This is a genomic window from Streptomyces viridochromogenes DSM 40736 (genome assembly GCF_000158955.1).
GTDB lineage: Bacteria > Actinomycetota > Actinomycetes > Streptomycetales > Streptomycetaceae > Streptomyces > Streptomyces venetus.
Genome location: NZ_GG657757.1, coordinates 2,391,914 through 2,413,434, shown reverse-complemented (window position 1 = coordinate 2,413,434; position 21,521 = coordinate 2,391,914). Strand labels below are relative to the sequence as shown.

The window sequence follows — 21,521 nt, the reverse complement described above, 5'->3', positions numbered from 1 at the left end:
TCCGGACGCCCCTTCGCTCGTGTCGGGGTGCGGGGTCAGCGAGCCCTCGGCCCGCCCTTCGGCATCCGCATGCCCTTCGGCATGGGGCCCTTCGGCAGCGGCATGTTGCTCATCAGGTCGCCGAGGGAGCGCAGCCGGTCGTTGGTGGAGGTGACCTGTGGGCCGGTCAGTACGCGCGGCAGCTTGAGCATGGTCGTGCGCAGCTTCTTCAGCTCGACCTGGCCCTCGCCCGTGCCCACCAGCAGGTCGTGCACCGGGACGTCCGCGACGATGCGGTTCATCTTCTTCTTCTCGGCGGCGAGCAGGGACTTCACCCGGTTCGGGTTGCCCTCGGCGACCAGCACGATGCCGGCCTTGCCGACCGCGCGGTGCACCACGTCCTGGTTGCGGTTCATCGCCACCGCGGGGGTCGTCGTCCACCCCCGGCCGATGTTGTCGAGCACCGCCGCGGCGGCGCCGGGCTGGCCCTCCATCTGCCCGAAGGCGGCCCGCTCGGCCCGGCGCCCGAACACGATCGCCATCGCGAGGAAGGCGAGCAGGAGGCCCAGGATGCCGAGATAGATGGGGTGACCGATCAAGAAACCGATCGCGAGGAAGACACCGAAGGTGACGATTCCGATAGCCGCGAGTACAAGACCGATCTTCTTGTCGGCCTTGCGGGTCATCTTGTAGGTCAGGGCGATCTGCTTCAGTCGCCCGGGATTCGCAGCGTCCGCTGCAGGTTCCTTCCTCGCCATGGCACGAAGTCTACGTGGCCCCACAAACGCCGACGACGGCAGTGTCCGCGGGAGCCGGCGTGGAGGGAGCGCCGGAGGTCGGTCCGGAGTCAGTGACGAACGGAAACGGACACGGACTGATCGAGGACGCGCTGCGCCTCGACCCGGTCCTTGGCGCGTCGGCGGTCCTCCAGCACGGAGGTCCACGCGTTGCGGCGGGCGGTGCGCTGACCGCTGCTCATCAGCAGCGACTCGACGGCACGCAGGGCGGTGGTGAACGACGGGATCGCGGTGGCGCGAACGGGCGCGGCCTGCATGAGTGAGGTCCCCCCTCGGGAGCGGGTGTACGTGCTGTGAGTCCAGCGTCACTGATTGGTGTTACCAGGGCGTGACCGACCGGTCAAACACCCATGAAGCCCCGGAGGGGAGTGGTGGAACGCGGACGCGGTCCTGACGTGCGCCCTCATCTGCGAGGACGGTCAGGACCGCGTCGAATCGGTCACTACCGACGAGTAGTCTCTTGTGCGCGAATTCACACGCTTGTCTCACCTCGCGATGGGCAAGGGAGGTGACGGTTCGTCAGACCGCCTGGGCCGCGATGCGCGCGTCCCGCTGCTCCATGGCCATCTTGTAGAGCCGTCCGGCGCGGTACGAGGAGCGCACCAGCGGGCCGGACATCACGCCGGAGAAGCCGATCTGCTCGGCCTCCTGCTGCAGCTCCACGAACTCGTGCGGCTTCACCCAGCGCTCCACGGGGTGGTGGCGCACGGAGGGCCGCAGGTACTGCGTGATGGTGACCAGCTCGCAGCCCGCGTCGTGCAGCTGCCTGAGCGCGTCGCTGACCTCCTCGCGGGTCTCGCCCATGCCGAGGATGAGGTTCGACTTGGTGACCAGGCCGACGTCGCGCGCCTGCGTGATCACCTTCAGGGAGCGCTCGTAGCGGAAGCCGGGGCGGATCCGCTTGAAGATCCGCGGGACTGTCTCGACGTTGTGCGCGAAGACCTCGGGGCGGGAGGAGAAGACCTCCGCCAGCTGCTCCGGGACGGCGTTGAAGTCGGGGGCCAGCAGCTCGACCTTGGTGCGGCCGGCCTCGCGCCCGGCGGTCTGCTGGTGGATCTGGCGCACGGTCTCGGCGTACAGCCAGGCGCCGCCGTCCTCCAGGTCGTCGCGGGCGACGCCGGTGATGGTGGCGTAGTTCAGGTCCATGGTGACCACGGACTCGCCCACCCGGCGGGGCTCGTCACGGTCGAGCGCCTCGGGCTTGCCGGTGTCGATCTGGCAGAAGTCGCAGCGCCGGGTGCACTGGTCGCCGCCGATGAGGAAGGTCGCCTCGCGGTCTTCCCAGCACTCGTAGATGTTCGGGCAGCCGGCTTCCTGGCAGACCGTGTGCAGGCCCTCGCTCTTCACGAGGTTCTGCATCTTCGTGTACTCGGGACCCATTTTCGCCCGGGTCTTGATCCACTCGGGCTTGCGCTCGATGGGGGTCTGGCTGTTGCGGACCTCCAGGCGCAGCATCTTGCGTCCGTCGGGTGCGACTGCGGACACGACCGGCTCCCTAGCGTTTGATTCTTCGGCGCCCTCAAGGGTACGCCCGTCGATTTGAATGCCTGTGTGGGTGCTAGCCCCTCCACGCGCGCGTTTATGCCGCGGGCGTCCTCTCGATCTCCCGCGGCTTCAGCTCGGCGTTCCCCAGGACCTCCCGCAGATGGCGCTCCACCACCGGCAGGACCTCCTCGATCGTCACGTCCCTGCCGAGCTCGTAGGCGAGCGACGCCACGCCCGCGTCACGGATGCCGCAGGGGATGATCCGGTCGAACCACTTCATGTCGGGGTTCACGTTGAACGAGAAGCCGTGCATCGTGACGCCCTTGGCCACCCGGATGCCGATCTGGGCGATCTTGCGGTCCTCCCGGCGCTGGCCCGCGTTGGAGGGCGCGTACTCCGGGCCGTTCATGCGAGGGTCGAACTCCTCGTCGTCCAGACGGGGGTCGAGGTCCAGCGACAGTCCCGCCCGTCGCCCGCCGCCACCCTCAGCCGAACCGCTGCGCGCTGCCCCTCCATAGGGCGCGGGACGCTGCTCGACCGGGTCGCCGAGGACCCACACGCCGCTGCGCCCCTCGACCCGGGTGGTCTCCAGGCCGAACTCCGCGCACGTGCGGATCAGGGCCTCTTCGAGCCGGCGTACGTGGGCCACGACGTCCACCGGTCGCGGGAGCTTCTGGATGGGGTAGCCCACCAGCTGGCCGGGGCCGTGCCAGGTGATCTTGCCGCCGCGGTCCACGTCGATGACCGGCGTGCCGTCGAGGGGCCGCTCGTTGTCCGCCGTGCGCCGTCCCGCCGTGTAGACCGGAGGGTGTTCCAGCAGCAGCACGGTGTCGGGGGCCTCGTCCGCGAAGCGTGCCGCGTGCACCCGGCGCTGTTCGTCCCACGCCTCCTGGTACTCGACGGCCTCGTCACCGAACCCCATGCGGACGAACCGCAACTCACTCACGGCAAGCGCCTCCCTCGAACGGGTGTGTAAGGCACGTGGAGCGCCCGAGCCACTGTACGTCCGGCCCGGACGCGTCAGTCCCGGGGTCAATCCTCACACGATCGGATGAATGTGCGGGAAAATGTGTGATGGGGTGCTTACTCTCCGCTACATTCGCGCCGTTCGGCAAGGCATAAGGCCTGCTCACAGGTAATCCGCGCACATCGCGAAACATCACGAAGGCCGGAAGGCAGGAGACCGCACCGCAGATGACGGAACGACCCGCGCAGCGCACCCCCAACCGACAGCTCGCCGCGCTCATCGCAGAAGCGGGGTTCTCCAACGCGGGTCTCGCCCGTCGCGTGGATCAGCTCGGTCTCGAACACGGCCTCGACCTCAGATACGACAAGACGTCCGTCACACGATGGCTGCGGGGCCAGCAGCCCCGGGGCACCACTCCCGCGCTGATCGCCGAGGTCTTCACCCGGCGCCTCGGCCGCCGCCTCACCGCCCAGGACCTCGGCCTGGACGCCTGCGCCCCCGTCTACGCGGGGCTGGAGTTCGCCGCCACCCCCGAGGAGGCGGTCGACATCGTCAGCGGGCTGTGGCGCAAGGACTCCGGCAGCCACGCCGAGCTGCGCAAGATCGCCTTCACGCCGGCCGGGCTCGTCGTGCCGAGCCGGGACTGGCTGATCGGCCGGGCCGACGACAAGGTGGCCCGGGGTGAGCCGGCCGCCGCCCGCATCCCGGCGCAGGGCCGCGCCGCCCTCCGGCCCCCGGGCGCGGCCGAGCAGGGACTGCCGTCCCTGCCCCGCCAGCGCGCCCAGGCCGAACGCGGCCCCGGCCAGAAGGTGACCGCCGGCGACATCGCCGCCCTGCGCTCGGTCGGCGAGCTCTTCCGCACCCTCGACGACGCCTACGGGGGCGGCCACGCCCGCCAGGCGCTCGTGCGCTACCTGGAGCACGAGTGCGAGCCGATGCTGCGCGGCACCTACGGCGAGCAGACCGGCCGCCGCCTCTTCGCCGCCGCCGCCGACCTGACCCGGCTCGCGGGCTGGACGTCGTACGACATCGCCGCGCACGGACTCGCCCAGCGCTACTTCGTCCAGGCGCTCCGGCTCGCCCAGGCGGCCGGGGACCGGACGTACGGGGCGTACGTGCTGGTCACCATGAGCCGGCAGGCCGTCTACCTCGGGCACGGACGGGAGGCCGTGCAGCTCGCGCGCGTGGCGCAGCAGGGCGTCGGCACCTCCGCCCCGCCCGTCGTCCAGACGCTGCTGCACGCCAGCGAGGCGCGCGGGCACGGGGTGCTCGGCGAGGTGCGGGCCTGCACGGCCGCACTGGTCCGGGCCGAGCGCGCCCTGGAGACGGCCCGGCCCGGCGACGACGTGCCGCACTGGGCGAAGTTCTTCGACGAGGCCCAGCTCGCCGATGAGTTCGGACACTGCCACCGGGACCTGCAGCAGTTCCGCGCCGCCGCCCAGCACGCGGAACGCTCACTCCAGCTCCGCGCCCCCTCCTACGCCCGCAGTCGCCTCTTCTGCCGCGTGGTCCTGGCCACCGCCCGCCTGGGCCTCGGCGAACTCGACCAGGCCTGCCAACTCGCCGCGGAGGCGGCGGGCCAGGCGGCGGAGATGCGCTCGGTGCGGGCGGTGGAGTACGTGAGGGACTTTGAACGCCGCCTGGAGCCGTACAAGGACGCGGCCCCGGTGCGGACCTACCGCGACAAGGTGTCGGCCTTGGGGTGAGGGCCCTTCAGGGGCGCGGGGCTGTGCCCGTGTGCGGCTTCGCCGGGTGGCGCCATTGGCAGCGGCTGTGGGCCGACCCAGGGGCGCGGGGCTGTGCCCGTGTGCGGCTTCGCCGCGGGGGTGCGACAAGCCACAGCGCACGCGCACCCGAAAACCACCTACGCGGCCCGGGGCACAGTGGGCACGGGGTCGGCGACATGCAGGGACCGTCCGGCCCCGAGGTCGGCCAGGATCGCCGCCGACGCCCGATGTCCGGAGTGCAGAGCGCCCTGGACCGTACTGGTGTCCCGGTGATCCCCGCACACGTACAGGCCCGCGAGCAACCGCACCGGCCGCCGCAGATCATGCGGCGGCCGCATCGCGGGCACCGCCTCCGCCGTGTGACGCACGGCCAACGTCTCCCACCGAGCCGTCGACACCCCGTACAGCCGCGCCAGATGCATCCGCACCGCCGTGTCGACGTCACCCGGCGGCCGTCCGAGAACCGTCGAGGACACCAGCGCCCGCCCCGCCGGGGCGCGAGACGGATCGACCCGGCTGACCACGGCCGTATGGGCGACCGGCCCACCGAGGTCCGCGTCGAGCAGCAGAGACGCCCCGGTCGCGGGAGGCTCGTCCGTCGTGTGATGCACCACCGTCACCGGATGGAAGTCCGGCACCCGCAAGCCGGGCAGCAGCTCGGCCGCGGCCCTGGCGTCCGTGGCCACCAGCACCGCCCGGCAGCGGATCTCGCCGTGCTCGGCGGTCGTCACCGAGGTCGTGGAGACGGAGGTGACGCGCACGCCGGTGTGCACGGAGCCCGGCGGCAGCGTGCTCGCCAGCAGCTCCGGCAGGGCCTCCGCGCCGCCCTCGGGCACACACAGCCGCCCGCTCGCGAAGGAGCGCAGCGCCAGGTCCGCGCACCGGCTGGACGTCGTCAGGTCCGGGTCGCACAGCAGGGCGGCGAGCAGCGGACGCAGGAAGCCGTCGATCGTCCGGGCGGGCAGCCCGCGGGCCGCCAGGGCCTCACCGGCGGGCAGCTCCGGGCGGGCCAGCAGCCGTTCGGCCGGGGTGCCCGCCAGCCGGGTCAGCGCGGCGCCCAGACGGGCCTGGTCGACGGCCGTGCCCAGCGGGGCGCCGGACCGGCTCCGGGGCACCGAGACCTGCCGGCCGGGCACGGCCACCGGCCTCCTGGGCGGGCGGGTCGCCGACGGCGGACGAGGGGCGCTCGCCAGAGCGCGAACCGCATGCAATGCGCCCCGTGCGCCCCCCGCGCCGGGCTGGAGGCCCGCGCGGTGGTGGCGTCCGTCGCCGTGCAGCAGGACACCGGGAGCGAAGGGGCGCAGCACGAGCCCGCCGAGCCCGGGTGTCTGCCGTAGTTCCGGATACGCCGTGGACAGCAACTGGCCGACCCTGTCGAGCCGGAAGCCGTCGATCTTCTCCGTCGCCATGCGGCCGCCGACGCCGTGGGCGGCCTCCAGGACCATGGTCGTCACTCCTGCGCTGGTCAGCCGGTGCGCGGCCGAGAGTCCGGCGACCCCGGCCCCCACGACGACCACGTCCGCCTGGTACGCGGGCTCAAGCACGTGCCCCTCCTCGAGGTTGCGCGGGCGCTGGAGACGTCATGCCCTCAACAGGCCGCGTGGATACGCGAGTTCTGGTCGAGGGTAGGACCGTGATCGGTCAGGTGGAGTCGCGCATCGGCAGAGCACGGTCGCACAGCGGTCGCATATGGACGCCTGGTGGGCATGAAGTGGTTGCAGGGGGCTGGTGTGCGGCGCGAAGCGCTGTCTCAGAACGACCGGCGCGGTGTGCGGGAACGCCCTCACAGCGCCGCCCGGATGGCCCCCTCGATCTCCGGGAAGGCGAACCGGAAACCCGATTCCAGCAGGCGCGCCGGCAACACCCGGGCGCTGCCGAGCACATCACCGGACATCTCGCCGAGCACGGTCCGCAGCACCGGCGCGGGCACGGCGAAGACGGTGGGCCGGTGCAGCACGCGCCCCATGGCCGCCGTGATCTCACGGTTCGTCAGGGGGTTCGGGGCGGTGACGTTGAACGGCCCGGACAGGCCGTCGGTGTCGATGAGATGCCGGATCGCCGCCACCTCGTCGTGCAGCGCGACGAACGACCAGTACTGCCGCCCGTCGCCCATGCGCCCGCCGAGTCCCGCCTGGAACAGCGGGAACAGCCGCCCCCACGCCCCGCCCCGGCGGGACACGACCAGCCCGGTCCGGCTGAACACCGTGCGCACGCCGGCCTCCTGGGCCGGTGCCGTGGCACCCTCCCACTCCACGCACAGGGAGGGCAGGAAACCCTCGCCCGCCGGTGCGCTCTCGTCGACGGCACGGTCCCCGGTCTCGCCGTAGTAGCCGATGGCGCTGCCGTTCACGAAGACCCTCGGCCGGTCCCGCTCGTCCAGCGAGGCGACCGCCCGGGCGAGCGCCGCGGTGCCGTTCACCCGGCTGTCGCGGATCCGCTGCTTGTAGGCGTCCGTCCAGCGGCGGTCGCCGACCCCGGCCCCCGCCAGGTTGACCACCGCGTGACACCCGGCGAGCCCGGCCGCGTCCGCGCGCCCGCCCTCCGGGTCCCACCGGACCTCGTCCGCCGCCCGGGGCGTTCGGCGCACGAGGCGCACCACTTCGTGCCCGTCCGCGGTCAGGGACCGCACCAGGGCGCTGCCGATGAGACCGGAGGCGCCGGTCACCGCGATGCGTCGCATGACTCAATCTTGCCGGTCGCCCCCGTAAAACCCCCGTCGGCAGCCGCTGCCGCCGACGTAGATTGCCGCCATGCCCACTCCGCGCATACGCCAGGCACGGCTCGACGACGAGGAGGCGCTGGGGCACCTCGACCGTGCCACCTGGTCGCCGCTGCACTCCGTCCAGCCCCGCCCCGAGCCGCCGTACGGCCCCTTCTTCGACGAACAGCACCCGCCGCGGGAGGTTCTCGTCGCCGAACTCGCCGGGGCCGTCGCCGGCTACCTCCGGCTGGGGACCGCCACACCGCTCGCCTGCAACGCCCACGTACGGATGATCCGCGGGCTCGCCGTCGCGCAGGAGGCGCGCGGACACGGCATCGCCCGGGCCCTGCTGCGGGCGGCGGGGGAGGAGGCGCGACGGCAGGGGGCGCGGCGCATCACCCTGCGCGTGCTCGGGCACAACGCGCCGGCCCGGAGGCTCTACGCGTCCGAGGGGTTCGTGGTGGAAGGGGTCCTGCCGGAGGAGTTCCTGCTCGACGGCGCCTACGTCGACGACGTGTTCATGGGGCGCTCCCTGACGGCTCCCTGACGGCTCCCTGACGGCCGTCAGGGAGCCCATGACGGGAGTCAGGACGGGGCGAGGGCCCCCGTGTCCACCGGTGACGTCGCGCTCGCCGCGCGCTTCGCGTCGGGGGAGACCTCGGCCGCCGTCAGCACGTAGCCCGTCTCCGCGTCCGAGGTGGAGCGGGCGAAGACCACGCCGAACACCCGGCCGTCCGTGGTCAGCAGGGGGCCTCCCGAGTTACCGGGGCGGACCGTGGAGCGGATCGAGTAGATCTCCCGGGTGACGGTGTCGTCGTTGTAGATGTTCTGGCCCGTCGCGCGGACCCGGTTCGCCACCGTGGCCGCCTGCAGGTTCAGGTCGCCGTCCTGCGGGTAGCCCGCGACGACCGCCGAGTCGCCGCGCTCGGCGTCGTCGTCGAAGCGCAGCACGGGCGCCTCGAGACCGGGCACGTACAGCACGGCCACGTCCTTCTGCGGGTCGAAGAGCACCACCCTCGCCTCGTACCTCCGCCCGACCCCGCCGATCTGCACGGTCGGCTCGTCGATGCCGGCCACCACGTGGGCGTTGGTCATCACGTGCTCGCGCGCGTACACGAAGCCGCTGCCCTCACGGCCCTGGGCGCCGGCGACGCCCTCGACCTTCACCGTGCTCAGCTTGGCGGCGTTGGTGGCGGCGGCGGTGACGCTGTCGCCGGAGGGCTCGGCGACCTCGGCCGTCGACTCGTTCTCGAACGGGTTGAAGACCTGCGGGAAGCCCGCCTCGGTCAGCGCTGACGTGGCCCCCGAGAACCACGCCGGCGTGGTGTCCGGCATCGTCCGCTGCACGGCGCCCAGCAGGCGTGAGTCCCGGATCGCCGAGGTGACCAGCGGCGACGAGGAGGCGCCCAGGACGCTCGCGGCCACCCACGCCACGATCAGCACGGCGACCGAGTTGGCCACGGCCCCGCCGATCCCGTCCGCCACCCTGAGCGGCCCCCTGTCCAGCTCCCGCCGCAGCCTGAGCGCGAGACGCCCCGCCAGCTCATGCCCCACCACCGCCGGGAGCAGCACCGTGAACACCGCCGTCAACGTCGCGCGCGTCGTCCCCGGCTCCACCAGGTCCATCACCCACGGCAGCACCCACACGCCGACGACCGCGCCGCCGACGAAACCCGCCAGCGACACGCAGCCGGCCACCAGCCCGCGCCGGTACCCGGACGCCGCATACGCCAGGACGACCAGCAACAGCAGGATGTCGAGCAGGTCCACGCACGCCTTCTTTCTCTCGGAACCCCTAGGGGGTGTCCACGATGTCCCGCCCGCCCCGCCCCATGGGCGGACGACGCGACGTCGCGGCCACCCCCTAAGTACGTGGGGGAAGGGCCCGGTGATCAGTCACACGCGCGCGGATGATCAGAACCGGCCACGCACCGTGCACTCGGAAAAACGTCGCGGACCGTGACGATGGTTCCACCGGGTGGGCACATCACACATCGCGGACGCACCGGAACAGGCCGACAGTGGGTCTATGCGTGTCTTCCGAAGACGGCGAGGTGCGCACCGGCACCACGCCGCCCGGACACCCGGCATAGGCGGCCTGCCGCGCGCCGCCCGGGCGACACTCGGCTGCCTGCCGGGCCTCGCCGCCGTCGCCGCCCTGGTGCTGTGCGCGTACGGCGTCGAGGACGCCGCCGACACCACCGCAGGCCCGGCCACGCCGCGCTCCACCGCCACGTCCTACGCCGCCCCCCGGCCGCACATCGTGCCGAGATCGCACTGGCTGCACGACGCCGCCCACGCGCAGCCACGCACGCGCTACGACGACCAGGTCACCGCCGTCTTCGTCCAACACACCGACTCGCCCAAACGGCTACGACTGCGCCGACGCGCCCGGCATCATCCAGGACCTGTACACCGGCCAGACCGGCACCCGCGACTGGGACGACATCGGCTACAACTTCGTCGTCGACCGCTGCGGCACCATCTACGAGGGCCGCGCCGGCGGCGTCGAGCGCGCCGTCACCGGCGCCCACACCCAGGGCTTCAACCACCGCACCACGGGCATCGCGGCCCTCGGCACCTTCACCGAGGGCATGCCCGTACCGAAGGCCATGGTCCACGCCATCGCCGCGCTGTCCGCCTGGAAGCTCGGCCTGGCCGGCATCGACCCGCGGGCGAGCGTCCGTCTGGTCTCCAGCAACGGACTGAGCCGCTACGCGGCCGGCACCACCGCCGAGCTGCCCGCCCTGGCGGGCCACAGCGACGGCTACATGACCAGCTGCCCGGGCGCCGCCCTGCACGCCCGCCTGCCGGAGATCAGGGAGCTGGCGGCCCGGATGCAGGGCCGGACGGGCGACCCACAGCAAGACCACAGCCGGCGCGCGGTGTCCTCAGATCCCGGCGCCCTACGGTCGTCCCCACAGCCGGCCGACCGGAGGTGGGGATCATGAACAGCAGCCGTACGGAGAACGACACGGCGACGCGTCACGGGGCGTCCCGCGGCCCCTGGGCGGTGCTCTGCGCGGTCGCCACGGTCGTCCTCGGCCCGGCGGCGGCCACGGCGTCCGCCCTCGACCAGGCCAACGCCGCGCCCCTGCACCAGGCATTGAAAGCCGACGGGACGCACGCGTACGTCCCGGCGGACACCAGCCGCCGCAAGGCGGCCTGATCAGCCCCTGAAGCGTTCCCACAGCCGCGGATAGCGCTCTGCGAGCCGCCGCTCGTTCTCGAAGTCGAGCGGGGTGCCCTCCGGCTCCGCCGGCGCGGGCGGGATCTCCAGGTCGGGGGCGACCACGCCGGTGAGCTGCTCGTAGGCCTCGTCGGCCACGTAGCCGAGCTCCTCGCCGTCGCCGTCGATCTCCTCGTCGAAGTCGCCCAGCAGCTCGGCGAGGGCGTCCGGGTCGTGCAGGGCGCCCTCGAAGACCACGCGGCCCTGCCCGATCAGCCAGCACCGGAAGAAGTCGAAGGCGTCGTCGCTCGCCCCGTCGAGCAGCACCCACGCGGCACCCCACAGGTCCCAGCGGTAGGCCCGGTTGTAGCGGGACTCGAAGTGACGGGCGAAGTCCAGGACCATGTCGGGGTCCAGCTCCAGAAGCCGCGCCACGAGCAGGTCGGCCTGCTCCTCCGGGTCGCCCTCGGCGGCCTCCCGGGCGTCGTCGACCAGCTCCCAGAACTCCGTCTCGTCCATCACGGGTCAAGCATCGGCCCTGGGGCACAGGGTCGCACCCGGAGTGCGCGGGATCGTTATGCGCCGCCCCGGGGGCGGTGGCGCCCCGGGTGGTACAGCCCTGCCAGCCGCAGCGCGTCCCCGGCGAACCGCTCGCGCAGGCTCTCCGGAGCCAGTACCTCCACCTCCGGGCCCAGCGCCGTCAGCTGGGTGTGGGCGACCTCCTCGGACTCCACCGGCAGGTCCACCGTCACCCATCCGTCGTCGTCCGGGGCGTCCGCGTCCGCGAGGGCCTCCCGGGCGGACAGCGAGTCGAGGGCGTACGGCAGGCCGTGCACGCCGTCGGGGGAGAGCCGCACCACGACCCGCGCCCGCAGGATGGACCGCGCGAACTGCTCCGCCCGCTCCTCCCAGAAGGCGGGCAGGTCGAACTCGGGCTCCCGCTCGAAGCGCTCCCCGTCCGCGTCCACCGCCGTGAAGCGGTCGATCCGGTACACCCGGAAGGCCCCGCCCCCGGTCACCCGAGCGCACAGGTACCAGACGCCCGCCTTCAGCACGAGCCCGTACGGCTCCAGCTCCCGGACGACCTCGTCCTCCCCGCGCCGGTAGCGCGCCCCGATCCGCCGGTCGTCCCACACCGCGTCGGCCACGGCCGGTAGCAGCGCGGGCGTCCTCGGCTCCTTGAACCAGTTCGGCGCGTCCAGGTGGAACCGCTGCGCCGCCGTCCGCGAGGCGTCCCGCAGGGAGGGCAGCAACGCCGCCGACACCTTCAGCCGGGCCGCGGAGGCCGCGTCCTCCAGGCCCATCTCGCGCAGCGCCCCCGGCACCCCGGACAGGAACAGCGCCTCGGCCTCACCGCGGTGCAGTCCGGTCAGCCGCGTCCGGTACCCGCCGACCAGCCGGTACCCGCCGGCCCGGCCCCGGTCCGCGTACACCGGCACTCCCGCCTCCGACAAGGCCTGCGCGTCCCGCGTGACCGTCCGCTCCGACACCTCCAGCTCACGGGCGAGCTCGGCGGCCGTCATGGCGGGCCGGGACTGGAGCAGCAGCACCATCTTGATGAGCCGGGCAGCACGCATGAGCACATCATGCAGCAGGCCCCCGCCGAAGCGGGGGCCTGCTGATCAAGGGTCCTCACAGACCGTACTTCTCGCGCGCTTCCTTCACGGCCGTCGCCTTGACCTCGCTCTTCCTGGCGAGCTGGGCCAGGGCCGCGACGACGATCGACTCGGCGTCCACACCGAAGTGGCGGCGGGCCGCCTCACGGGTGTCCGACAGGCCGAAGCCGTCGGCGCCCAGAGAGGACCAGTCCTGCTCGACCCACTGCGCGATCTGGTCCGGGACCTGGCGCATGTAGTCGGAGACCGCCAGCACCGGGCCCTCGGCACCCTGGAGCGCCTGCCGCACGAACGGCACCCGCTCCTCGCCGCGCAGCAGAGCCTCGTCGGCCTCCAGCGCGTCCCGGCGCAGCTCGCTCCAGGACGTCGCCGACCACACGTCGGCCGCCACGCCCCACTCCTCGGCGAGCAGCGTTTGCGCCTTGAGCGCCCAGTGGATCGCCGTACCGGAGCCGAGCAGCTGGATCCGCGGGGCGTTCGCCGGCACGGTCACGCCCGCCGACTCCGCCGTGTTGAAGCGGTACAGGCCCTTGACGATGCCCTCGTCGACACCGTCGGCGGACGGCTTCGCGGGCTGCGGCAGCGGCTCGTTGTAGACGGTCAGGTAGTAGAAGACGTTCTGGTCCTCACCCGGGGCCGCCTCGCCGTACATCCGGCGCAGACCGTCCTTGACGATTGCCGCGACCTCGTACGCGAACGCCGGGTCGTACGTCAGCGCCGCCGGGTTGGTCGCCGCGATGACGGGGGAGTGGCCGTCGGCGTGCTGCAGGCCCTCACCGGTCAGCGTGGTGCGGCCGGCCGTGGCGCCGACGAGGAAGCCGCGGCCGAGCTGGTCGCCGAGCTGCCACATCTGGTCGGCCGTGCGCTGCCAGCCGAACATCGAGTAGAAGATGTAGAACGGGATCATCGCCTCGCCGTGCGTCGCGTACGACGTCGAAGCGGCGATGAAGTCGGCCATCGAACCGGCCTCGGTGATCCCCTCGTTGAGGATCTGGCCGTTCTGGGCCTCCTTGTAGTACATCAGCTGGTCGCGGTCGACCGGCTCGTACGTCTGACCCTTGGGCGAGTAGATGCCGAGCGACGGGAACAGCGACTCCATGCCGAAGGTGCGCGCCTCGTCCGGGACGATCGGCACCCAGCGCTTGCCCGACTCCTTGTCGCGGACCAGGTCCTTGACCAGGCGGACGAACGCCATGGTGGTGGCCACGTTCTGCGAGCCGGAGCCCTTGTCGAAGGAGGCGAACGCCTTCTCCGCCGGGGCGGGCAGCGGCGCGACCGGGTGCACACGGCGGGCCGGGGCCGGACCGCCGAGGGCGGCACGGCGCTCCTGGAGGTAGCGGACCTCGGGGGAGTCGGCGCCGGGGTGGCCGTAGGGGACCACGCCGTCGACGAAGTCGCTGTCCTTGATCGGCAGCTCCAGCAGGTCGCGCATGTTCTTGAACTCGTCCACCGTCAGCTTCTTCATCTGGTGGTTGGCGTTCTTCGACGCGAAGCCCTCACCGAGGGTGTGGCCCTTGACCGTCTGGGCCAGGATCACGGTCGGCGCGCCCTTGTGCTCGACGGCGGCCCGGTACGCGGCGTACACCTTGCGCGCCTCGTGACCACCGCGCGAGAGGTGGAAACACTCGAGGATCTTGTCGTCGCTCAGCAGCTTCGCCAGCTCCACGAGCGCCGGGTCGGCGCCGAAGAAGTCCTGGCGGATGTAGGCGGCGTCGCGGGTCTGGTACGTCTGGATCTGCGCGTCCGGTACCTGGCGCAGCCGGCGTACGAGCGCGCCCGTGGTGTCGAGCTGGAACAGCTCGTCCCAGGCCGTGCCCCACAGCGTCTTGATCACGTTCCAGCCGGCGCCGCGGAACTGGGCCTCCAGCTCCTGCACGATCTTGAAGTTGGCGCGGACCGGGCCGTCGAGGCGCTGCAGGTTGCAGTTGATGACGAAGGTGAGGTTGTCCAGCTCCTCACGGGCCGCGAGCGCGAGGGCCGCCGTCGACTCGGGCTCGTCCATCTCGCCGTCGCCGAGGAACGCCCACACGTGCGAGGCGGAGGTGTCCTTGATGCCGCGGTTGGTGAGGTAGCGGTTGAAGCGCGCCTGGTAGATGGCCGAGAGCGGGCCGAGGCCCATCGAGACCGTCGGGAACTCCCACAGCCAGGGCAGCCGGCGCGGGTGCGGGTAGGACGGCAGGCCGTCGCCGCCCGCCTCGCGGCGGAAGTTGTCGAGCTGGGCCTCGTTCAGGCGGCCGTCGAGGAAGGCGCGGGCGTAGATGCCGGGGGAGGCGTGGCCCTGGATGTAGAGCTGGTCGCCGGAACCGTCGGCCTCTTTGCCCTTGAAGAAGTGGTTGAAACCGGTCTCGTACAGCCACGCGGCGGAGGCGAAGGTGGCGATGTGGCCGCCCACGCCGTACTTGCTGCCGCGGGTCACCATCGCGGCCGCGTTCCAGCGGTTCCACGCGGTGATGCGCTGCTCCAGCGCCGCGTCACCGGGCACGGCCGGTTCGGCGGCGGTGGGGATGGAGTTGACGTAGTCGGTCTCGAGGAGCTTCGGCAGCGCGATGCCGGCGCCCTCGGCGCGCTCCAGCGTGCGGCGCATCAGGTACGCGGCACGGTGCGGCCCGGCAGCCTTGGTGACCGCGTCCAGCGAGGCCTGCCATTCGGCGGTCTCCTCCGGGTCGCGGTCCGGGAGCTGGTCGAGCTCGCTCGGCTGGATGGCGTTGGGGTCGGTCATGTCGCCGCCTTCCTCAGTCGAAGGGGGTTCCCTCATCGGTAAGGGGATCGGGGTGCCCTTTGTCTTTGGCAGGACAGGGCTGAGGCTTGGGTGGCAAGCCCGTGGGTGACTTTAACTCCCTGATCGATGATCGATCAAAGGGTTGAGGGGCAAAACCTCTTGATCACGAGAAAGTCGGCACGGGGTGCCTTCGGCAGCGGCACGCAGTGACCTTCATGCGGCGGGGTTTTCGCAGGTCGGAAGGCGTTTGAGCGGGGTCGTGCTCGGGTGTCACGCCCGGGGCGCGCAGCCCAGGACGTGGGCCTTCACCAACTCCGCGATACGGGGGTCGCGGCGCTTGAAGGCGGCGACGAGCTCCTCGTGCTCCTCCGCGTACGACTGCTGCTGGGTGCCCAGCCAGCGGATCGACAGGGCGGTGAACACCTCGATGCCGAGGCCCTCCCAGGTGTGCAGCAGCACGGAGTTGCCGGCGGCGCGGACCAGTTCGCGGTGGAAGGCGACGGTGTGACGGACCTGGGCGGTGCCGTCGGTGACGCGGTCGGCCTCGTACAGGGCGGTGACGTGCGGCTCCAGCGCCGAGCAGTCCGTCGCCAGGCCCTGCGCGGCCAGCTCCGCCGCGATGGCCTCGAGACCGGCCCGGACCGGGTAGCTCTCCTCCAGGTCGGCGGCGGTGAGGTTGCGTACGCGGACGCCCTTGTTCGGAGCGGACTCGATGAGGCGCAGGGACTCCAGTTCCCGCAGGGCCTCGCGGACCGGGGTCTGGCTGACCTCCAGCTCGGTGGCGATCCGGCGCTCCACGATCCGCTCGCCCGGCTGCCAGCGACCGCTGATGATCCCCTCCAGGATGTGCTCGCGGATCTGCTCGCGCAGCGAGTGGATGACGGGCGCGGTCATGTGAGCTCCTTAGGCGGGATTGACGTTTAGACAATACGGCCGGTTCGCTCCGCGGGTGAGGTGGGTGGGGGTGTCTTGGTGCAGGTGAGACGAGACTTACACGGGGGCTGTGAGGTTGTCGTTCGGCTGGCGGAGGTCTGTGGCTGGTCGCGCAGTTCCCCGCGCCCCTGGGTGCGACGGTGCCCCGCCCGGAAGATCCGAACGGGGCACCACTCAGCCGTGAAGGAAGGTCAGAGACCGAGTTCGACCTCGAACTCGCCTGCTTCCAGGATGGCCTTGACCGCCGTCAGGTAGCGGGCGGCGTCGGCGCCGTCCACCAGGCGGTGGTCGTAGGACAGGGTCAGGTACGTCATGTCGCGGACGCCGATGACCGTGCCCTCCTCCGTCTCGATGACGGCGGGGCGCTTGACCGTGGCGCCGATGCCGAGGATCGCGACCTGGCCCGGCGGCACGATGATCGTGTCGAAGAGCGCACCGCGCGAACCGGTGTTGGAGATGGTGAAGGTCGCGCCGGACAGCTCGTCCGGGGTGATCTTGTTGGCGCGGACCTTGCCCGCGAGCTCCGCCGTGGCCTTGGCGATGCCGGCCAGGTTGAGGTCACCGGCGTTCTTGATGACCGGGGTCATCAGGCCCTTCTCGGAGTCCACCGCGATACCGATGTTCTCGGTGTCGAAGTAGGTGATGGTCCCCTCGGCCTCGTTGATCTTGGCGTTGATGGGCGCGTGCGCCTTCAGCGCCTGGGCCGCGGCCTTGACGAAGAACGGCATCGGGGAGAGCTTGACGCCCTCGCGGGCCGCGAAGGAGTCCTTCGCCCGGGCGCGCAGCTTCATCAGCCGGGTGACGTCGACCTCGACGACCGAGGACAGCTGGGCCTGCTCGTGCAGGGCCTTGACCATGTTGTCGCCGATGACCTTGCGGATCCGCGGCATCTTGATGGTCTGGCCGCGCAGCGGGGACGCCTCCAGCACCGGGGCCTTCTTGGTGGCGGCCGGAGCGGCAGCCGCGGCCGGGGCCGGGGCGGCGGCGGCGGTCTTCGCGGCCTCGGCGGCGGCGACGACGTCCTGCTTGCGGATACGGCCACCGACACCGGTGCCCTTGACGGTGGCCAGGTCGACGCCCTGCTCGGCGGCGAGCTTGCGCACCAGCGGGGTGACGTAGGCGCCTTCGTCGACCGGCTTGGCGGCGGCCGGAGCGGCCGGGGCCTGGGCCGGAGCCGGGGCGGGCGCCGGGGCGGCCGGGGCCGGCTCGGGAGCCGGGGTGACCTGCTGCTGCGGGGCCGGGGCGGACGGAGCCTGCGGGGCCGGAGCCTGCGGAGCCGGGGCGGGCTGCGCCGGGGCCGGAGCCGGGGTGGGCTCGGGCTGGGCCGGGGCGGCCGGGGCCTCCTGCGCCGGGGCGGCGGCCGGAGCGGCACCCGCCTCGCCGATGACGGCGAGCTTGGCGCCGACCTCGGCGGTCTCGTCCTCGCCGACCACGATCTCCAGCAGGGTGCCGGAGGCGGGGGCGGGGATCTCGGTGTCGACCTTGTCCGTCGACACCTCCAGCAGCGGCTCGTCGGCCTCGACGCTGTCACCGACCGACTTCAGCCAGCGGGTGACGGTGCCCTCGGTGACGGACTCGCCGAGCGCGGGCAGGACGACGTCCGTGCCCTCGGCGGAGCCGCCGCCGGCAGCGGCGTCGGCGGTCGGAGCGGGCGCCGGGGCGGCCTGCTCGGTGGACGGGGCGGCCGGAGCCGGCTCGGGAGCGGGCTCGGCGACCTCCTCGGCCTGCGGGGCCGGGGCGGCGGCGGGCGCACCGCTGCCGTCGTCGATCAGGGCCAGCTCGGCGCCGACCTCGACGGTCTCGTCCTCGGCGACCTTGATGGAGGCCAGGACGCCCGCCGCGGGGGAGGGGATCTCGGTGTCGACCTTGTCGGTGGAGACCTCGAGCAGCGGCTCGTCGGCCTCGACGCGCTCGCCCTCGGCCTTCAGCCAGCGAGTGACAGTGCCCTCGGTGACGCTCTCGCCGAGCGCCGGAAGGGTTACGGAAACCGCCATGGTTTCGGTTGCTCCTTACGGAAAGTGCGGAAGTCTGTGTCGTCGCTTCTCGACCGAGGGGTCAGTCGTGCGAGTGGAGGGGCTTGCCGGCCAGGGCCAGGTGGGCCTCGCCGAGCGCCTCGTTCTGCGTCGGGTGGGCGTGGACGAGCTGTGCGACCTCGGCCGGCAGCGCCTCCCAGTTGTAGATCAGCTGGGCTTCGCCGACCTGCTCGCCCATGCGGTCGCCGACCATGTGGACGCCGACCACGGCACCGTCCTTGACCTGGACGAGCTTGATCTCGCCCGTGGTGTTCAGGATCCTGCTCCTGCCGTTGCCCGCGAGGTTGTACTTCAGGGTGACGACCTTGTCCGCGCCGTAGATCTCCTTGGCCTTGGCCTCGGTGATACCGACGGAGGCGACCTCGGGGTGGCAGTACGTCACCCGCGGGACACCGTCGTAGTCGATCGGAACGGTCTTCAGACCGGCCAGACGCTCCGCCACCAGCATGCCCTCGGCGAAGCCGACGTGCGCGAGCTGGAGGGTCGGGACCAGGTCACCGACGGCGGAGACGGTCGGCACGTTGGTGCGCATGTACTCGTCGACCAGGACGTAGCCGCGGTCCATCGCGACGCCCTGCTCCTCGTAACCGAGCCCCTGGGAGACCGGACCGCGGCCCACCGCTACCAGCAGGACCTCGGCCTCGAACTCCTTGCCGTCGGCGAGGGTGACCTTGACACCGTCCTGGGTGTACTCGGCCTTCTCGAAGAAGGTGCCCAGGTTGAACTTGATGCCGCGCTTGCGGAAGGCGCGCTCAAGAAGCTTCGAGCTGTTCTCGTCCTCGACCGGGACGAGGTGCTTCAGGCCCTCGATGACGGTGACGTCCGTACCGAAGGACTTCCAGGCGGAGGCGAACTCGACGCCGATGACACCGCCGCCGAGGACGATCGCCGACTTGGGCACGCGGTCCAGGACGAGGGCGTGGTCGGAGGAGATGATCCGGTCGCCGTCGATCTCCAGGCCCGGCAGCGACTTCGGCACGGAGCCGGTCGCGAGGAGGACGTGGCGGCCCTGGACGCGCTGACCGTTCACATCGACGGAGGTGGGGGAGGACAGCCGGCCCTCGCCCTCGATGTAGGTCACCTTGCGGGAGGCGACGAGCCCCTGCAGGCCCTTGTACAGACCGGCGATCACGCCGTCCTTGTACTTGTGGACACCGGCGATGTCGATGCCCTCGAGCGTCGCCTTCACACCGAACTGCTCGCTCTCGCGCGCCTGGTCGGCGATCTCGCCCGCGTGCAGCAGGGCCTTGGTGGGGATGCATCCTCGGTGCAGGCAGGTGCCGCCGACCTTGTCCTTCTCGATCAGGGCGACGTCCAGGCCCAGCTGTGCCCCGCGCAGGGCCGCGGCGTAACCACCGCTGCCACCGCCGAGGATCACTAGGTCGAAAACGGTGCTGGCGTCGTTCGCCACGTCACGTCCTCCATGCATGTGCGCCGTACGCCGGTCTTCACTGACCGGCAGGCGGCTGGTGTCCGGCCGCTCGTTCTTCGGCCCTTAGGTGGGGCCCTGTCCTGCCGAGCCCCATCTTCGCACTTGTCGACACACAAAGAGACGCCGGGCTGCTGTGTGAGACGCCCCACGTTCACATGAGAGACGCGCTCGAAGAGAAGGGGCGCGGGGAGCTGCGCGAACAGCCCCCACGCCCCCGCGCCCGCGACACGACGGACGAGACCGAGCCCTCAGGCGACGATCAGCCCAGGTCACCCGCAGCGGTCAGCTCAGCCAGCCGCACCAGCGTCCGCACCCCACTACCGGTCCCGCCCTTCGGCGTGTACCCGAAAGGCCCGCCCTCGTTGAAGGCCGGACCGGCGATGTCGAGGTGTGCCCACGTGATCCCCTCGCCCACGAACTCGCGCAGGAACAGCCCGGCGACCAGCCCGCCGCCCATCCGCTCACCCATGTTCGCGATATCGGCCGTGGCCGAGTCCATCCCCTTGCGCAGGTGCTCCGGCAGCGGCATCGGCCACGCCGGCTCCCCGACCTCCTCCGCGGCCTCGTGCAGCGTCGAGCGGAAGGCGTCGTCGTTGCCCATGATCCCGAACGTCCGGTTGCCCAGCGCCAGCATCATCGCCCCGGTCAGCGTCGCCACGTCCACGATCGCGTCCGGCTTCTCCTGCGACGCCGCCCACAGCGCGTCGGCCAGCACGAGCCGGCCCTCCGCGTCGGTGTTGAGCACCTCCACCGTCTTGCCGCTGTACATCCGCAGCACGTCACCCGGACGAGTCGCGGAACCGGAGGGCATGTTCTCGGCCAGGGCCAGCCAGCCGGTGACGTTGACCTCCAGGCCCAGCCGGGCCGCGGCGACGACCGCGGCGAACACCGATGCCGCGCCGCTCATGTCGCACTTCATCGTCTCGTTGTGACCGGCCGGCTTCAGCGAGATACCGCCCGAGTCGTACGTGATGCCCTTGCCGACGAAGGCGAGGTGCTTCTTCGCCTTCGAGGAGGTGTACGACAGCTTCACCAGGCGCGGCCCCGACGCCGAACCGGCCCCGACGCCGAGGATGCCGCCGTAGCCGCCCTTGGTCAGCGCCTTCTCGTCGAGCACCTGCACCTTGATGCCGTGCTCCTTGGCCGCGGCCTGCGCGACCGCGGCGAACGCCTCGGGGTTCAGGTCGTTCGGCGGGGTGTTGACCAGGTCACGGGCGCGGTTGAGCTCCTCGGCGACGGCGACGGCACGCTCGACGGCCGCCTTGTACGCCTTGTCGCGGGGCTTGCCGCCGAGCAGGGCGACCTCGGCGAGGGGGGCCTTGCCGTTCTTCGCCTTGGGGTCCTTGCCGTTGTCCTTGTAGGCGTCGAAGGAGTACGCGCCGAGCAGCGCGCCCTCACCGATCGCGCCGGCGTCGGCGGCGTCGGTCAGCGGCAGGGCGAAGGCGGCCTTCTTGGAGCCGGTCAGGGTGCGGGCGGCGACGCCGGCGGCCTTGCGCAGGACCTCGGTGTCGTAGTCGGCGTCCTTCTCGGGCACCGCGCCCAGGCCCACCGCCAGCACGAGCGGTGCCTTGAAGCCGGACGGCGCCGGCAGCTTCGTCACCTCGCCCTCGGCGCCCGAGGCACCGAGAGTCTCCAGAACGCCGGCGAGCCTGCCGTCGTACGCCTTGTCCACGGCCTCGGCGCCCGGCGCGACGACCGGCCCCTTGGCACCCTTGGCGACACCGATCACGATGGCGTCGGCCCGCAGACCGGGCGCCGCGGCGGTGCTGAGAGTGAGAGCAGTCACGGTGGTGAAATCTCGCTTCCGATGTGAAGTTGCGGTGGTCGAACGGTGTGGGTCGACCGGGCCCGACAGCCGACCCTGAGGGTCGGTCGGCAATCTCCCGCCTGCCCGGCGGCGCCTGGCACGCGCATCTGCGGCGTTGTCGTCGGTCACCGACGCTCCGCGTCGACTCCCTCCTCC

Annotated in this window: 17 protein-coding genes and 1 pseudogene; 4 read left to right on the top strand and 14 right to left on the bottom strand. The window is 71.9% G+C overall.

Features of this window, described 5'->3' with window-relative positions; genetic code table 11:
• Positions 1–35: 35 nt before the first annotated feature.
• The 4 genes from SSQG_RS10570 to lipB form a co-directional block, all read right to left on the bottom strand.
• On the bottom strand, positions 36–737 hold the full coding sequence (locus SSQG_RS10570) for a DUF4191 domain-containing protein (RefSeq protein WP_003989734.1): 702 nt from the start codon (positions 735–737) through the stop codon (positions 36–38).
• Positions 738–826: 89 nt separating this feature from the next.
• On the bottom strand, positions 827–1,033 hold the full coding sequence (locus tag SSQG_RS10565; protein ID WP_003989733.1) for a hypothetical protein: 207 nt from the start codon (positions 1,031–1,033) through the stop codon (positions 827–829).
• Between the two features lie 262 nt (positions 1,034–1,295).
• The gene (gene lipA / locus SSQG_RS10560) at positions 1,296–2,261 is read right to left on the bottom strand and encodes a lipoyl synthase (RefSeq protein WP_003989732.1); all 966 of its coding nucleotides are present in this window, start codon (positions 2,259–2,261) and stop codon (positions 1,296–1,298) included.
• Positions 2,262–2,355: 94 nt separating this feature from the next.
• Positions 2,356–3,207, bottom strand: coding sequence for a lipoyl(octanoyl) transferase LipB (lipB, locus tag SSQG_RS10555; RefSeq protein WP_003989731.1), 852 nt, complete (start codon positions 3,205–3,207; stop codon positions 2,356–2,358).
• A 248-nt stretch (positions 3,208–3,455) separates the two neighbouring features.
• Between lipB and SSQG_RS10550 the strand changes: the two genes are divergently transcribed.
• Positions 3,456–4,934, top strand: coding sequence for a hypothetical protein (locus tag SSQG_RS10550; RefSeq protein WP_003989730.1), 1,479 nt, complete (start codon positions 3,456–3,458; stop codon positions 4,932–4,934).
• 158 nt (positions 4,935–5,092) lie between these two features.
• On the opposite strand, the gene SSQG_RS10545 is transcribed toward SSQG_RS10550, so the two are convergent.
• A complete protein-coding gene (locus tag SSQG_RS10545) occupies positions 5,093–6,499 on the bottom strand; it encodes an NAD(P)/FAD-dependent oxidoreductase (RefSeq protein ID WP_003989729.1) in 1,407 nt (468 codons plus the stop codon).
• 239 nt (positions 6,500–6,738) lie between these two features.
• Positions 6,739–7,635, bottom strand: coding sequence for a TIGR01777 family oxidoreductase (locus SSQG_RS10540; protein ID WP_003989728.1), 897 nt, complete (start codon positions 7,633–7,635; stop codon positions 6,739–6,741).
• A 70-nt stretch (positions 7,636–7,705) separates the two neighbouring features.
• On the opposite strand from SSQG_RS10540, the gene SSQG_RS10535 reads away from it, so the two are divergent.
• On the top strand, positions 7,706–8,203 hold the full coding sequence (locus SSQG_RS10535; RefSeq protein WP_003989727.1) for a GNAT family N-acetyltransferase: 498 nt from the start codon (positions 7,706–7,708) through the stop codon (positions 8,201–8,203).
• Between the two features lie 38 nt (positions 8,204–8,241).
• Here the strand turns inward: SSQG_RS10535 and SSQG_RS10530 are convergent, their stop codons facing one another.
• Positions 8,242–9,426 (bottom strand): MarP family serine protease, encoded by a 1,185-nt coding sequence (locus SSQG_RS10530; protein ID WP_039932326.1) that lies wholly within the window; start codon positions 9,424–9,426, stop codon positions 8,242–8,244.
• Positions 9,427–9,754: 328 nt separating this feature from the next.
• On the opposite strand from SSQG_RS10530, the pseudogene SSQG_RS10525 reads away from it, so the two are divergent.
• Positions 9,755–10,607 (top strand): annotated as a pseudogene (locus SSQG_RS10525) (peptidoglycan recognition protein family protein).
• Positions 10,604–10,825 carry a hypothetical protein gene (locus tag SSQG_RS10520; RefSeq protein WP_003989724.1) on the top strand — a complete coding sequence of 74 codons (222 nt, stop codon included), beginning with the start codon at positions 10,604–10,606 and terminating at the stop codon, positions 10,823–10,825. The pseudogene SSQG_RS10525 and the gene SSQG_RS10520 overlap by 4 nt, the downstream one beginning before the upstream one ends.
• Here SSQG_RS10520 and SSQG_RS10515 read toward each other — a convergent pair whose 3' ends face one another.
• The 7 genes from SSQG_RS10515 to SSQG_RS10485 form a co-directional block, all read right to left on the bottom strand.
• Positions 10,826–11,344 (bottom strand): DUF4240 domain-containing protein, encoded by a 519-nt coding sequence (locus SSQG_RS10515; protein WP_039932323.1) that lies wholly within the window; start codon positions 11,342–11,344, stop codon positions 10,826–10,828.
• A 56-nt stretch (positions 11,345–11,400) separates the two neighbouring features.
• The gene (locus SSQG_RS10510) at positions 11,401–12,402 is read right to left on the bottom strand and encodes a helix-turn-helix transcriptional regulator (protein ID WP_003989722.1); all 1,002 of its coding nucleotides are present in this window, start codon (positions 12,400–12,402) and stop codon (positions 11,401–11,403) included.
• 55 nt (positions 12,403–12,457) lie between these two features.
• Positions 12,458–15,160 carry a pyruvate dehydrogenase (acetyl-transferring), homodimeric type gene (gene aceE, locus SSQG_RS10505; RefSeq protein ID WP_003989721.1) on the bottom strand — a complete coding sequence of 901 codons (2,703 nt, stop codon included), beginning with the start codon at positions 15,158–15,160 and terminating at the stop codon, positions 12,458–12,460.
• Between the two features lie 270 nt (positions 15,161–15,430).
• Positions 15,431–16,054 (bottom strand): GntR family transcriptional regulator, encoded by a 624-nt coding sequence (locus tag SSQG_RS10500; RefSeq protein ID WP_003989720.1) that lies wholly within the window; start codon positions 16,052–16,054, stop codon positions 15,431–15,433.
• A 230-nt stretch (positions 16,055–16,284) separates the two neighbouring features.
• Entirely contained in the window at positions 16,285–18,087 is a 1,803-nt protein-coding gene (gene sucB / locus SSQG_RS10495; protein WP_003989719.1) for a 2-oxoglutarate dehydrogenase, E2 component, dihydrolipoamide succinyltransferase, read from the bottom strand.
• A 61-nt stretch (positions 18,088–18,148) separates the two neighbouring features.
• A complete protein-coding gene (lpdA, locus tag SSQG_RS10490; RefSeq protein ID WP_039932321.1) occupies positions 18,149–19,537 on the bottom strand; it encodes a dihydrolipoyl dehydrogenase in 1,389 nt (462 codons plus the stop codon).
• A 280-nt stretch (positions 19,538–19,817) separates the two neighbouring features.
• Positions 19,818–21,344, bottom strand: a complete 1,527-nt coding sequence (locus SSQG_RS10485) for a leucyl aminopeptidase (RefSeq protein WP_003989717.1) — start codon at positions 21,342–21,344, stop codon at positions 19,818–19,820.
• Positions 21,345–21,521: the final 177 nt, after the last annotated feature.

What these genes read in the sequence shown, in the direction of transcription:
- sucB (WP_003989719.1), bottom strand. Translation starts at nt 18,087, where the DNA reads ATGGCGGTTTCCGTAACCCTTCCGGCGCTCGGCGAGAGCGTCACCGAG.
- SSQG_RS10550 (WP_003989730.1), top strand. Translation starts at nt 3,456, where the DNA reads ATGACGGAACGACCCGCGCAGCGCACCCCCAACCGACAGCTCGCCGCG.
- SSQG_RS10520 (WP_003989724.1), top strand. Translation starts at nt 10,604, where the DNA reads ATGAACAGCAGCCGTACGGAGAACGACACGGCGACGCGTCACGGGGCG.
- SSQG_RS10515 (WP_039932323.1), bottom strand. Translation starts at nt 11,344, where the DNA reads ATGGACGAGACGGAGTTCTGGGAGCTGGTCGACGACGCCCGGGAGGCC.
- SSQG_RS10535 (WP_003989727.1), top strand. Translation starts at nt 7,706, where the DNA reads ATGCCCACTCCGCGCATACGCCAGGCACGGCTCGACGACGAGGAGGCG.
- SSQG_RS10510 (WP_003989722.1), bottom strand. Translation starts at nt 12,402, where the DNA reads ATGCGTGCTGCCCGGCTCATCAAGATGGTGCTGCTGCTCCAGTCCCGG.
- SSQG_RS10565 (WP_003989733.1), bottom strand. Translation starts at nt 1,033, where the DNA reads ATGCAGGCCGCGCCCGTTCGCGCCACCGCGATCCCGTCGTTCACCACC.
- aceE (WP_003989721.1), bottom strand. Translation starts at nt 15,160, where the DNA reads ATGACCGACCCCAACGCCATCCAGCCGAGCGAGCTCGACCAGCTCCCG.
- SSQG_RS10540 (WP_003989728.1), bottom strand. Translation starts at nt 7,635, where the DNA reads ATGCGACGCATCGCGGTGACCGGCGCCTCCGGTCTCATCGGCAGCGCC.
- SSQG_RS10570 (WP_003989734.1), bottom strand. Translation starts at nt 737, where the DNA reads ATGGCGAGGAAGGAACCTGCAGCGGACGCTGCGAATCCCGGGCGACTG.
- SSQG_RS10500 (WP_003989720.1), bottom strand. Translation starts at nt 16,054, where the DNA reads ATGACCGCGCCCGTCATCCACTCGCTGCGCGAGCAGATCCGCGAGCAC.